At 62.6% G+C, this 13,061-nt stretch carries 11 protein-coding genes; 7 read left to right on the top strand and 4 right to left on the bottom strand.

Features of this window, described 5'->3' with window-relative positions; all coding sequences use genetic code 11:
* The first annotated feature begins 58 nt into the window (after window positions 1-58).
* Together quiC and AAGQ88_RS14860 are read left to right on the top strand one after the other, a co-directional pair.
* Entirely contained in the window at window positions 59-1,966 is a 1,908-nt protein-coding gene (quiC, locus tag AAGQ88_RS14865) for a 3-dehydroshikimate dehydratase QuiC (RefSeq protein WP_342652772.1), read from the top strand.
* Between the two features lie 90 nt (window positions 1,967-2,056).
* Window positions 2,057-2,728 carry a TetR/AcrR family transcriptional regulator gene (locus AAGQ88_RS14860; protein WP_285426186.1) on the top strand — a complete coding sequence of 224 codons (672 nt, stop codon included), beginning with the start codon at window positions 2,057-2,059 and terminating at the stop codon, window positions 2,726-2,728.
* Between the two features lie 104 nt (window positions 2,729-2,832).
* On the opposite strand, the gene AAGQ88_RS14855 is transcribed toward AAGQ88_RS14860, so the two are convergent.
* On the bottom strand, window positions 2,833-3,696 hold the full coding sequence (locus AAGQ88_RS14855) for a shikimate dehydrogenase (protein WP_342652771.1): 864 nt from the start codon (window positions 3,694-3,696) through the stop codon (window positions 2,833-2,835).
* 228 nt (window positions 3,697-3,924) lie between these two features.
* Here AAGQ88_RS14855 and AAGQ88_RS14850 point away from each other — a divergent pair, with 228 nt between their 5' ends.
* From AAGQ88_RS14850 to AAGQ88_RS14835, 4 genes are all read left to right on the top strand, one after another.
* The gene (locus tag AAGQ88_RS14850; RefSeq protein WP_342652770.1) at window positions 3,925-5,319 is read left to right on the top strand and encodes an MFS transporter; all 1,395 of its coding nucleotides are present in this window, start codon (window positions 3,925-3,927) and stop codon (window positions 5,317-5,319) included.
* A 146-nt stretch (window positions 5,320-5,465) separates the two neighbouring features.
* Window positions 5,466-6,233 carry a 3-hydroxyacyl-CoA dehydrogenase gene (locus AAGQ88_RS14845; protein WP_285426189.1) on the top strand — a complete coding sequence of 256 codons (768 nt, stop codon included), beginning with the start codon at window positions 5,466-5,468 and terminating at the stop codon, window positions 6,231-6,233.
* A gap of 19 nt (window positions 6,234-6,252) precedes the next feature.
* Window positions 6,253-7,461 carry an acetyl-CoA C-acyltransferase gene (locus AAGQ88_RS14840; protein ID WP_342652769.1) on the top strand — a complete coding sequence of 403 codons (1,209 nt, stop codon included), beginning with the start codon at window positions 6,253-6,255 and terminating at the stop codon, window positions 7,459-7,461.
* A gap of 90 nt (window positions 7,462-7,551) precedes the next feature.
* A complete protein-coding gene (locus AAGQ88_RS14835; protein WP_285426190.1) occupies window positions 7,552-8,325 on the top strand; it encodes an enoyl-CoA hydratase in 774 nt (257 codons plus the stop codon).
* Between the two features lie 6 nt (window positions 8,326-8,331).
* Here the strand turns inward: AAGQ88_RS14835 and AAGQ88_RS14830 are convergent, their stop codons facing one another.
* On the bottom strand, window positions 8,332-9,876 hold the full coding sequence (locus AAGQ88_RS14830) for a contractile injection system protein, VgrG/Pvc8 family (RefSeq protein WP_342652768.1): 1,545 nt from the start codon (window positions 9,874-9,876) through the stop codon (window positions 8,332-8,334).
* Window positions 9,877-10,214: 338 nt separating this feature from the next.
* Here AAGQ88_RS14830 and AAGQ88_RS14825 point away from each other — a divergent pair, with 338 nt between their 5' ends.
* Entirely contained in the window at window positions 10,215-10,916 is a 702-nt protein-coding gene (locus AAGQ88_RS14825; protein WP_093458831.1) for a YebC/PmpR family DNA-binding transcriptional regulator, read from the top strand.
* A gap of 55 nt (window positions 10,917-10,971) precedes the next feature.
* Here AAGQ88_RS14825 and AAGQ88_RS14820 read toward each other — a convergent pair whose 3' ends face one another.
* Window positions 10,972-12,255, bottom strand: coding sequence for a leucine-rich repeat-containing protein kinase family protein (locus tag AAGQ88_RS14820; RefSeq protein ID WP_342652767.1), 1,284 nt, complete (start codon window positions 12,253-12,255; stop codon window positions 10,972-10,974).
* 93 nt (window positions 12,256-12,348) lie between these two features.
* Window positions 12,349-12,897 carry a TetR/AcrR family transcriptional regulator gene (locus AAGQ88_RS14815; protein WP_342652766.1) on the bottom strand — a complete coding sequence of 183 codons (549 nt, stop codon included), beginning with the start codon at window positions 12,895-12,897 and terminating at the stop codon, window positions 12,349-12,351.
* Window positions 12,898-13,061: the final 164 nt, after the last annotated feature.

The raw sequence follows: 13,061 nt of genomic DNA, 5'->3' as shown, positions 1-13,061 counted from the left end.
CAGCCGACAACGATCGGTTTGTCCGGGTGCGGCCATGAGATCACTCAGGAGTCACCTAATGCAGCGCTCGATCGCCACCGTTTCCTTGAGCGGAACACTGCCGGAAAAACTCGAAGCCATTGCCGCCGCCGGGTTCGACGGTGTGGAAATCTTTGAAAACGACCTTCTTTACTACGACGGCAGCCCCCGCAACGTGCGCCAGATGTGCGCCGACCTGGGCATCGCCATCACGCTGTTTCAGCCGTTTAGGGACTTCGAAGGCTGCCGCCGGGACCGCTTGCAACGCAATGTCGACCGCGCCGAGCGCAAGTTCGACCTGATGCAGGAACTGGGCACCGACCTGGTGCTGGTCTGCAGCAATACCGCCAGTGATTCGCTCGGCGATGAACGTGTTCTGCTGGACGACTTGTCGCTGCTGGCCGAGCGGGCCGGGGCGCGCAAGCTTCGGATCGGTTACGAAGCCCTGGCCTGGGGGCGGCATGTGAACACCTGGCAGCAGGTGTGGAACCTGGTGCGCCAGATCGATCATCCTGCGCTGGGCGTGCTGCTCGACAGCTTCCACACGCTGTCGCTCAAGGGCGATCCTCGCGCCATCGCCGACATCCCCGGCGACAAGATTTTCTTCGTGCAGATGGCAGACGCGCCGTTGCTCGCCATGGACGTGCTGGAGTGGAGTCGGCATTTCCGCTGCTTCCCTGGCCAGGGTGAGTTCGACTTGCCGGGCTTCCTCGCGCCGATTCTCAAGAGCGGCTACACCGGGCCGCTGTCGCTGGAAATCTTCAACGACGGTTTTCGTGCAGCGCCCACGCGGGCCAATGCTGCGGATGGATTGCGTTCATTGCTTTATCTGGAAGAGAAAACCCGCGAGCGCCTCCAGCAGGACGCGCAGCCCGTTGCGCAGGAACTGCTGTTCAGTCCGCAAGCGGCGAGTGCGTACGACGGCGTCGAGTTCCTCGAATTTGCCGTCGACGATGCGCAGGGCGCGCGACTGAGCCACTGGCTGGAAGACCTGGGTTTCGCCAAGCTCGGTCAGCACCGTTCCAAGGCCGTGAGCCTGTTGGGGCAGGGCGACATCAAGATCGTGCTCAACGCCGAGCCCTATTCGTTCGCCCACAGTTTTTTCGAGTCCCACGGCCCGTCGCTGTGCGCCACTGCGCTGCGCGTGCAGAACGCAAGCACCGCGCTGGAACGTGCCCGACAGTACAAGGGCCAGCCTTATCGCGGGCTGGTGGGACCCAATGAACGGGAGATCCCGGCGGTTCGCGCGCCGGACGGCAGCCTGATCTATCTGGTCGAACCCGCAACGCCCGGGCAGTCGATCTACGACAGCGACTTTACGATCGGCAACACACCAGCCCCTCCCGGCGGCTTACAGCGGATCGACCACATGGCCATGGCGTTGCCGGCCGAGAGCCTCGACAGCTGGGTGCTTTTCTACAAGGGCCTGCTGGATTTCGAGGCGGACGACGAAGTCGTGTTGCCCGACCCCTACGGACTGGTGAAAAGCCGTGCATTGCGCAGTCGCTGCAGCACCGTGCGCCTGCCGCTGAACATTTCCGAGAACCGCAATACAGCGATTTCTCATGCGCTGTCCAGCTATCGCGGCTCGGGTGTGCACCACATTGCGTTCTCGTGTGACGACATCTTTGCCCAGGTGGCCCGGGCCAAAGAAGCGGGTGTGCAATTGCTGGACATCCCGCTGAACTATTACGACGACCTGGCGGCCCGTTTCGATTTCGACGACGAATTCCTCAGCGAACTGGCGTATTACAACGTGTTGTATGACCGCGATGCCAACGGCGGCGAGCTGTTTCACGTCTACACCGAAGCGTTCGATGACCGGTTTTTCTTCGAGATCCTGCAGCGCAAGAATGGCTACACCGGTTATGGCGCAGCCAATGTGGCCGTGCGTCTGGCGGCCATGGCCAAATCGCGAAGCGGAGGGGCGCGGCACAAGCGGCTGTGAGCGGATGCGCGGCATGCTGGCATATGCCGCTTCCGTAACGCGGCAGCGCGGCTCATAATCGCGCGATTCCACCGTGGTCGTGAGCCAAGCATGAAAACTGTCGACGAGACCTTTGCCGAAGTGCCCGTAGAGGCGCCACGCAAGAGCCGCAAGAACAACCCGGAAAAAACCCGAGACGGCATCCTGCAGGCGGCCGTCGCCGAGTTTGTAGCCCAAGGACTGTCGGGCGCCCGGGTCGATGCCATCGCCGAACGGACGCAAACCTCCAAGCGGATGATCTACTACTACTTCAACAGCAAGGAACAGCTGTACAGCGAAGTGCTGGAGAAGTTGTACGGGGACATCCGCCACACCGAAAGCAGCCTGAATCTGGACGTTCTGGCACCTGCTCAGGCGATCAAGCGTCTGGTCGAGTTCACCTTCGATCACCATGACCGCAATGTCGATTTCGTGCGCATCGTGTGCATCGAAAACATCCATAACGGCGAAAACGTCAAGCAGTCACCGACCATTCGCGCCTTGAGCCAGCACGTCTTGCAGGCGCTGGACGAAACCCTGCGCCGTGGCGAAAAGGAAGGCGCGTTCCGTCCGGGCGTGCAGGCGGTGGATCTGCACATGCTGATCAGCTCGTTCTGCTTTTATCGCGTGTCGAACCGCCACACCTTTTCGGAGATCTTCCAGATCGACCTCGAAGACCTGGACGTGAAATCGCGACAGAAAGCAATGATCAGCGATTCGGTCGCCCGCTACCTGATGCCTTGATTCGACGCCTCGGGCAGGCCGTTTGTTGAGGCCTGGCCCGGTGTGGACTGATGTCGGCTGCGGCTCGACAGCGGCGCTATGAGCGATGTCGAACCTGACGAAACTCAGTGCGCCTGTGCGCTGAAAAAAGCCTGCATCCGCTCGGCGTTCGCCGGGACGCCGGTGAACAGTTCGAATGCCTTGACCGCTTGAAACACTGCCATCGTGCCGCCGTCCAGCGTGCGGCAACCCAATTCCCTAGCGTGGTCGAGCAGTGCGGTCTGCAGCGGGAAATAAACGATTTCCGCCACCCACAGGTCCGCGCGCAGCAATTCGACTGGAAGCGGCGTGCCGGGCAGCTTACTCATGCCCACCGGCGTCGTATTCACCAATCCATCGGCGTTTGCCATGGCGGCAGACAGGTCATGGCCGACCCGCGCGCGGCCCTTGCCCAAGTGGGCGTTCAGGTTGTCCACCAGGCTTTGGGCACGGCCGGCGTCGACGTCGAAAATCACCAGCTCAGCAACGCCTTCGCCCAGCAGCGCATGGGCCACTGCGGCACCGGCGCCGCCAGCGCCCATTTGCACCACGCGGCGTCTGGCGACGTCACCCAGCCCGCGGCGAAAGCCTTCGGCAAAGCCCAGGCAATCGGTGTTGTGGCCGATGCGCCGCCCATTTTTGAATACCACTGTGTTGACCGCGCCGATGGCGCGCGCTTCCGGAGACAGCTCATCGAGCAGCGGGATGACCGCCTGCTTGCACGGATAAGTGATATTCAGGCCGGTGAAACCGCTGCGCTGGGCGCCATCGATCAGCCCGGGCAGGGCGCTGGCGTCCAGGTGCAGCGCATCGATGTCGATGAGGCGATACAGATAGCGCATGCCTTGCGCATCCCCTTCGTGCTCGTGCAGCGACGGGGTACGGGACGCCTGAATGCCGGCCCCGATCAGGCCGGCCAGGATGGAAAGTTGCGTGGAGTTCGAGGTCATCGCGATGGGCTCTTGTTCTGAGGTGCCCGCACCGTTGGGCAACCGTTGTCCGTAAAATGTACCAGACGGTTAATTTTGTGGAAGGGGCACAGATGTTGTTCTCTGGCAAAGCGTTCGCTGATCGCCCACAACTGCGCGGGGCAGGAAAGGGCAGATTCGCGCTGCTGCCCGCTACGCGAAAGCGATATCCTAGGGCGCTGCCTGCCAGGCTCATTGAAGGGAATGCGGATGTCGCAACGTCAATCGACGCTGATCGCCTTGCTGGTCGCGGTCACGTTTTTCATGGAAAACCTCGACGCCACGGTCATCGCCACGGCACTGCCGGACATGGCGAAGACATTCAACGTCGCTGCGGTCGACCTCAACATCGGCATGAGCGCCTACATGCTGGCGATCGCGGCTTTCATCCCGATCAGCGGCTGGCTGGCGGACCGGCTGGGTTCGCGGCTGGTCTTCGGCAGCGCGATCGTGCTGTTTACGCTGTCGTCGCTGCTGTGCGGCATCAGCGGCAGCCTGGAGTCATTCGTCGCCGCTCGTGTCCTGCAAGGCATCAGTGGCGCGATGATGGTCCCGGTGGGGCGCCTGGCGGTGATGCGCGCGACCGAGAAAAAGGACCTGGTGCGGGCGATTTCGCTGATCACCTGGCCGGGTCTGGTGGCGCCGGTGCTCGGGCCTCCGTTGGGCGGGTTCATCGTGACCCATGCGTCATGGCCGTGGATTTTCTACCTCAACCTGCCGCTCGGCGTGCTCGCCCTGATAGCCGCGCTGATCCTCATTCCGCGCCGCAACGAAGTCAGCTCGCGGCCCTTCGATTTGCCGGGCTTTGTGCTCGTCGGCGTTGCCTGCACAGCGATCCTGTATGGCATGGAAATGCTCGGCCAGGGGCGCGCCAGCCAATGGTCGGGACTGCTCGTGACCGGCGTCGGCCTGTTGTGCGGCGTGGCGGCGTGGCTGCACATGCGCAGGCACGCGCAACCGTTGTTGAACGTCGGGGTGATCACGATTCGCACCTTCAGCGTCAGTCTGCTGGGCGGCTCGGCGTTCCGGATCGCCATCAGCACGCTGCCGTTTCTGCTGCCGCTGATGTTTCAGGTGGGGTTCGGGCTGTCAGCCTTCGATGCAGGGCTGCTGGTGCTGGGCGTGTTTGCCGGCAACCTGGCGATGAAGCCGTTCACCAGCGCCATCATGCAGCGCTGGGGATTCCGCCAGGTGCTGATGGTCAACGGCCTGATCGGCATCGGCGCCATTGCCGCCTGCGCCTTGCTCGATGAGGCCATGAGCGGGCCACTCATTCTGTTGATCCTGTTCATCGGCGGGCTGTCTCGCTCGATGCAGTTCACTGCCTTCAACACGCTGGGTTTCGCGGACGTCCCCAAGGCGCAGATGAGCCACGCGTCGACCCTGTTCAGCATGTTTTTCCAGCTCAGCATGGGCCTGGGCGTGGCCATCGCCGCCCTGTTGCTGCGCGGCTCGATGTACCTGCACGGCAACGAAGGGCAGGCGGTGACGGCGGATTTTCAGCTGACCTTCATCTGGGTGGCGCTCATTGCGGCAATGGCGTTGCTGGACAACCTGCGACTGTCCCCGCAAGCCGGAGAGGCCGTGCTGCAACGCAAGACCTGACACATTGTTCACAGCGGCGCTGCGCGAGGAGTGCGCTCACTGGCTAAAAGCGCCACTGTCGATGCGCGCTTTGACTATTGCTCATCCGGTCGCCAGGGCAGAGTATTTCGTCACTCGAACAATAAAAGTGTAAGGACGACACCATCATGCAGATCCAAGGCAAGGTATTTCTGGTCAGTGGCGGTGCCTCAGGGCTGGGCGCTGCGACTGCGCGAATGCTGATCGACGCGGGCGCGAAGGTCATGTTGCTGGACGTCAACGCCGAGGCCCTTCAGACGCAGCTGCACGCACTGGGTGCTGATGCGCGTGCATGCGTCACCGACATCACCCGGGAGGAGGCCGTAAAGGCCGCGCTCGATCAAACGTTGGCCGAGTTCGGTCGCGTGCAGGGCGTCATCAACTGCGCGGGCATCGTCGGTGCGCAAAAAATCCTCGGCAAAGAAGGCCCTCACGGGTTGTCGAGCTTCAGCCAGGTCATCAACGTCAACCTCATCGGCAGCTTCAACCTGATGCGCCTTGCCGCTGCGGTGATGGCCGAGGGCGAGCCGGACCAAGGCGGCGAACGCGGGGTGATCATCAATACCGCGTCGATCGCCGCCTATGACGGCCAGATCGGTCAGGCGGCCTATGCGGCGTCCAAGGGCGCCATTGTCAGTCTCACACTGCCCGCCGCGCGGGAGCTGGCGCGTTTCGGCATTCGCGTCATGACCATCGCGCCGGGCATCTTCGAGACGCCCATGATGGCGGGCATGACGCCGCAAGTACGCGAGAGCCTCAGCGCCGGCGTCCCATTCCCGCCTCGGCTGGGCAAGCCCGAGGAATACGCGGCACTGGCGCGGCACATCATCGAAAACAGCATGCTCAACGGCGAAGTCATCCGTCTGGATGGCGCCTTGCGCATGGCTGCTCGCTAAATCGAGGAGGCACCGATCAATGTCATTGAACAAACGCCAGATGCACCACGACGACCCGGTTGTCATCGTCAGCGCCGCGCGCACGCCCATGGGCGGCTTTCAGGGCGACCTGAAAAGCCTGACGGCGCCGCAACTGGGCTCGGCGGCCATCGGCGCCGCGGTCGAACGCGCCGGGCTTGCGCAGACTGATATCGACGAAGTGCTGTTCGGTTGCGTGCTGCCAGCGGGGCTGGGTCAGGCCCCCGCACGCCAGGCGGCGCTGGGCGCCGGTCTGAGCAACGGCACGCGCTGCACGACGCTCAACAAGATGTGCGGCTCCGGCATGCAGGCGGCGATCATGGCCCATGACATGCTGCTTGCCGGCAGCGCTGACATCATTGTCGCCGGTGGCATGGAAAGCATGTCCAATGCGCCGTATCTGCTGGACAAGGCGCGCGGCGGTTATCGCATGGGCCACGCTCAGGTCATTGACCACATGTTTCTCGACGGCCTGGAAGATGCCTACGAGCGCGGCCGCCTGATGGGCACCTTTGCGGAGGAGTGCGCGGCGTTCGAAGGCTTCAGCCGGGAGGCGCAGGACGCCTTCGCCCTCGCGTCGCTGACCCGTGCTCAGGAGGCCATCAAACGCGGCCACTTCGACGCCGAGATCGTTGCGCTGCACGTGACGGTCGGCAAAGAACAGAAAGTCGTGCGCCACGACGAACAGCCGCCCAAAGCGCGGCTGGACAAGATCGCCGGGCTCAAGCCTGCGTTTCGCGAAGGCGGCACGGTCACCGCGGCCAATTCCAGCTCGATCTCCGATGGCGCGGCGGCGCTGACCCTGATGCTGCAGTCCGAAGCGAAACGCCGGGGACTGACGCCGCTGGCAACCATTCGCGGCCACGCCGCCTACGCCAATCAGCCGGGGCTGTTTCCCATGGCGCCCGTCGGCGCAATCGAAGCGCTGATGAGCAAGACAGGCTGGTCGCTGGATGAGGTCGATCTGTTCGAAATCAATGAGGCCTTCGCGGTGGTCGCACTGGTCACCATGAGCAAGCTCGGACTGTCCCATGAAAAGGTCAACGTGCACGGCGGGGCCTGTGCGCTGGGCCATCCCATCGGCGCGTCCGGCGCGAGAATCATCGTGACGCTTCTCTCGGCGCTCAGGCAACGCGGTCTGCAACGTGGGGTTGCGGCAATCTGCATTGGCGGCGGTGAGGCGACGGCCATGGCTATAGAGCTGAATTGATATGAAATTCAATAGCTTGAATGGGATTCTTAATGTCAGATGACGTTGTTTCTAGATGGCGTCACTATTGGTTTAACGGATTATAAAACAATGGCTTACGAGACAATTCTAAAAGAAGTGAAAGGTCGGGTCGCGTTGCTGACATTGAACCGTCCACAGGCGCTGAATGCGTTGAATGCGCAGCTGATCAGCGAGCTCAACCATGCGTTGGATGAGCTGGAAAGCAACCGGGACATCGGCTGCATCGTCCTCACCGGATCTGCCAAAGCGTTCGCCGCCGGGGCTGACATCAAAGAGATGGCAGAGCTGAGATACCCGCAGATCTACCTGGATGACCTGTTCAGCGACAGCGATCGGGTCGCCAGCCGGCGCAAGCCGATCATTGCGGCGGTCTCCGGTTTTGCCTTGGGAGGTGGCTGTGAGCTGGCGCTGATGTGCGATTTCATTTTGGCCGCGGACAACGCGCGCTTCGGTCAGCCGGAAATCAAGCTCGGCGTTTTGCCGGGAATGGGCGGCACTCAGCGCCTGACCCGTGCCGTGGGCAAGGCCAAGGCGATGGAAATGTGCCTGACCGGTCGCATGATCGACGCGACGGAAGCCGAACGCTCCGGGCTGGTGGCGCGAGTGATCCCACAGGAACAACTGCTCGAAGAGGCACTGAAGGTCGCCGCCGGGATTGCGGCCAAGTCGATGCCAGTCGCCATGATGGTCAAGGAAAGCGTGAACCGCGCCTTCGAAGTCAGCCTGGCGGAGGGCATTCGCTTCGAACGGCGAGTGTTCCACGCGGCCTTCGCCACTGACGATCAGAAAGAAGGCATGGCTGCGTTCATCGAAAAACGTGAGCCGGACTTCAAGCACCGCTGACGTTTCCTAGGGCAATTGCCCAGTCTTGCCTGGGGACTCATCGGCGGCCGGCGAGTAATGAATGCCAGCGTGATCGAGGCGAATCACCCCGTGAGTGCCTTTGATCGACAGTGCTGCTTGACCGTCGATGCGCAGGCGCTGATGGGCGCGCAACTCGATGGCGCGCGGGGGTTGATGGATGACGGCACCGTCGACACGCAGTTGCAGGTCGGTGGCGCCGCCCGACGATGGCTCCATTGCCACGCCGCTGACCAACGGTTGGTCGGTATCGCCGCCGAAGAAGGTGATGCGCAGGCGTGTGCCGCACGGAGTAAGCGGCACGCTCTCGCGCAGGCGCGCCAGGCTTTCGCCACTGTCGCGGGTTTGCCAGTCGTAGCGTATGTAAACCCGGCCTTGTCGGTCGGGCGCGTCGCGGGTCTGGGTTGCCCACAGTTCGCCGTCGAGGCAGGGTTTCAAATGTCGGTGCGCCGGACGAAAGGGCATCGCCCATGGGATGGCGTCGAACGCATTGGCGTACCACGCACGTTGACTGGCAGGCGTGCAGACGCCGGCGGGCGGTCGGGTACCGGTCAATTTCAGGATCTGGATGACGTCTTCGGCAGGGCAACCCACCAGCGGCGTGAGCTGCTTGCCCACATGATGTACTGAGGTGATCAGCCATTGATCGTTGAATTGCGATTCGGGCTGACCCTCGATGAGTACGACCCGGCCACTGAGCAGGCAGGGCGAGGCGCTGCGACCGGTCACCCGACGCCGATCGCAGCGCAGCCGCTCCAGCTCCCGCCCAGCGCGCTGCCATTGATGTCGCGCTGCGTCGTCCAGCCCGCGATAGTTAGAAAGCGACGGGTTTGCCGCGCGGCCTGCGGGTACTTCAGGGCCGAACGTGCCTTGTGACTTACTGGCGTGGTCGCTGATGCAGCGCTGCAGCGAGAACTGCTCAGCCATATGCGACGCATTGATTGCCGTTGGCCATTCGGCAAACCCGGCCGGATCGTCGGAAAACCTCAGCACATGGCCATCCGCGTGATGCTCGACCCAGAAGCCGATGCCTTCTTCCTCGCACAGACGCTGCAGCAGATGCAGGTCCGTTTCACCGTACTGAATACAATGTTCACGGGCCGGATAGACGCCGGTCAGGTCGTTCAGGCCGACTGTCATTTCCGATAATGCGTGCCCGCTCAACAGCCGCGCGATGATCTGCGGCACGCTCCAGCCGTTGAACGCACAAGGTTCGCGTCGCGTGCCCAGGCGCAGTAACACAGGCATCAGGCGCAGGCGATACAAGCTGAGCCTGGCGCCGCGATGCAGTCGTTCGGCACTTGAGATCAGGCCATGGACGCGCTGCTGTTGCCCGGCATCAGGGCCGAATGCCAGACAGGCGTGACGCTGTAGCAGTGCGTGACAGTCGAGCGCAGGATCGGCGCTGAGCAGGTCGATGTCGAAGCGAAACAGACCGTTGAGCCTGTCGCGGCCATTGATGCCGATGACCTGCCAGCCATCGGCGCTATCGCTGACCGTCAGCGTCATTGTCACGTGCAGGGCACTGCCCATCTGCGTGTCCACCTTGAAAAACGAAGGCGCAGAGGGTACGGAAAGCGGCCCGGGAAAAGCGCGACTGCCGAATTTTCAGAAGCGGACTACAGCTCGCGCTTGATTATCTGCAGCAGTGCAGCGGCATTTTCCGCGAAACTTATCGACTCTGGTTTGATCGGCGGCAGCGTGACAGGGGTTTCATCTGGCGCTATCGCGTATAAAATGCGCCGGGCGCCACGGTTCTGCCTCGGCGTGTCATCATCGGTCACTATTTTTCAGCGTTTATCGTCATCCGCCCCGGCGCCCCACGCCGGGCGGGCATTGTCGGTCTACCGCCATCGGAACAGAGAGCAATCATGGGCGCACAGTGGAAGGTCAAACACAAAGAAGCGGCAGCCAACGCCAAAGGGCGTATTTTTGGCAAGCTGTCCAAGGAAATCATGATTGCCGCGCGTTCCGGCGCTGATCCCGACATGAACGCCCGCCTGCGTCTGGTGGTCGAGCAGGCGAAGAAAGCCTCCATGCCGCGTGAAACCCTCGAACGCGCCATCAAGAAAGGCGCGGGCCTGCTGGGCGAGCACGTGCACTTCGAGAAAGTCACCTACGAAGGCTTCGCGCCGCACAAGGTCCCGTTGATCGTCGAGTGCCTGACCGACAACGTGAACCGCACCGTTGCCGAGATCCGTGTGCTGTTCCGCAAGGGCCAGATGGGTGCTGCCGGCTCCATCACGTGGGATTTCGATCACCTGGGCATGATTGAAGCCGCAGGCGATGGCAAGACCGACCCGGAAGAAGCCGCCATCGAAGCAGGCGCCCAGGATGTCGAAGCCGGAGACGAAGGCGTGACCCTGTTCTACACCGAGCCTACCGACCTGGACGCCGTCTGCAAGGCGCTGCCTGAGTTCGGCTTTACCGTTGAGTCAGCGAAGATCGGTTATCGTCCGAAGAACCCGGTCGAAGGCCTGAACGACGAGCAGATGGCCGAAGTCGAAGCCTTCCTTGAAGCCATCGACAGCCACGACGACGTGCAGAACGTTTACGTCGGTCTGGCTGGCTGAGGCTGCCTCGATCGTGCGCCGGAGCCGCCCATCGGCGCTCCTGCGCACGTCACGCTTACTGACGCAAGGCGTCGTCAATGGCCGCGAAGGTCGGCCGGTCCTTCAGACTGGCCTGCATACAGCGCGTATACAGTGCGCGCAGTGACGACGTTTCACCCTCGCTCGCGTTGCAGATCGCCAGCAATTCCCCCAGCAAAATCCCGAACGCCCGAACCTCGATGCGCTCAAGCCACTGGCCGGTTTCCTCGTCCGGATAGAACGCGGCCGCGCCAAAATCGCCGAGCAGGCTGTTGCCGCTTTCGTCCCAGAGAATGTTGTGCGCGTACAGATCGCCGTGATTGATGCCGCGGGCATGCAGGTGGCGGCAGGCCGACGCGATGTCGCTGGCCATGCGCAACAGGGTGTTCAAGGACAGGCGCGTGCCGTTGTAGACGTCCCGCGTGCAGGATTCCAGGCTGGGTGGTCGGGCGAGGGTAACGAAGCGCGGGGAGATCAGCGCCATCACCAGCCCGCGAGCGTTTTGCGGATGCGCATAGAGCTGACCCAGCACCGGTATCAGGCCCGCGTGCTGACCGGCGGCGATGCAGGCCGCCATTTCGTTCAGCGGTGAGCCGTCGCTGGTGAGTTCGCCTTTGTACAGCTTGACCGCCACGTCAACCGTCACATCGTCATCAAGCCATTGCGCCTGATGAATGATTCCCGACGCGCCTTCTCCCAATACCTGCCCCAGCGTCAGATGCTGCCACGGGATCTGTCGGATGGGCTCTTCGGTGTGCACGTCGTTCAGCGGGTTGCCGGAGAACGCCAACCACGCCAGCGCCGGCAATGTGGCCAGCCAGTCAGGCAGTCGACGGAGCTGGTTGGACGCGATGCGCAGCAGTTCCAGGCGGTGACACGCCGCAAGGGATTGCGGCAGGGAACGCAGGCGGTTGCCGGCAAGCATGAGCTTCTGCAAGTGCTGGCACTGACTCAGTTCTTCCGGTAACGACTCGATCAGGTTTCCCGTCAGGACCAGCGAGCGCAGGCGGGGCGGCAGTGCGTCGGGTGAAACGTGGGTGATCTGACAGGCCTTGAAGCCGACGAAAAACAGCTGCTGGCATTGCCCCAGCGATGGCGGCAATTCGGTGAACGGGTTGTCGGAGCAGAACAGGATTTTCAGGTGCTTGAGCCGGTGCAGATCGGCTGGCAACGCGCTCAGGCGATTGCCGGACAGGTTCAACACCTCAAGCGTGTCGGCAAGGCTGAAGATCTCGTCGGGAAACTCGCTGAGGCCGCAACTGAGGTCCAGCCGGGTCACGCCTTTCAGCGCGCCGGCGCGCAGGTCTGCAAGAGTGTGCATGGGACGCGAAGTACCTGTGATCGATGAGTCGCCATGATAACCAGCAGTTGGCCCGACTCATGGGCGATCGGTCGATCGGGCATCAGGGCCGGTTCAGCCCAGGCAGCGATCCAGCAACTGGTGCATGCGCTCAAGGCTGGGCGCTGACTCGGCGTAGAGAATACGGTAGACCATCGGCGCCACGACGGCGTCCACCAGCTCGTCGGCCGACGGGCTGCGTTCGCCACGCTCGCGGGCCCGATCGATGATGATCTGCAACTGGTCGCGGACGATGTTCAGGCACTTGCCCGAGCACAGCGTGGCGCTGCTGGCGACCACGTCACGCATCATCTCGCGTCCGGGGGCGGAATTGGTTTCTTCCAGGTACACCTCGACCCAGGTGCGCAGGTCGTCGCGCAGGTTGCCGCAGTCCACCGGCTCGTCAGGGCGCAGGCGTTCGACGGCGGCGTCGGCGAGCAGGGCGGTCAGATCCCCCCAGCGACGGTAGATGGTCGACGGCGTCACGCCGGCGCGGGCCGCGATCATCGGCACGCTCAGGACCGAGCGCTCCTGTTCATCGAGCAGGTCGCGCACTGCCGAATAGATTGATTTCTGTACCCGCGCGCTGCGCCCGCCAGTACGAATGCCTTCTTTGATAGCCATGGAGCGGACCTTAACACAAAGTATTTGCTTTAAGCGGATTCTGCTCGCACACTCCGTAAAGCTAAATCTTTGCTTTTGTGGCGTGCTATTTCGGGAGAGTGTACTCGTGTCTGATTCTTTGCAGAACCCGCAAGTCGATGGTCGGAAGTCGAGTCACCTTGGGT

The organism is Pseudomonas sp. F3-2, assembly GCF_038804275.1.
Taxonomy (GTDB): Bacteria; Pseudomonadota; Gammaproteobacteria; order Pseudomonadales; family Pseudomonadaceae; genus Aquipseudomonas.
The sequence above is the reverse complement of the archived record's forward strand: the minus strand, read 5'-3'. Positions and strand labels throughout refer to the sequence as shown.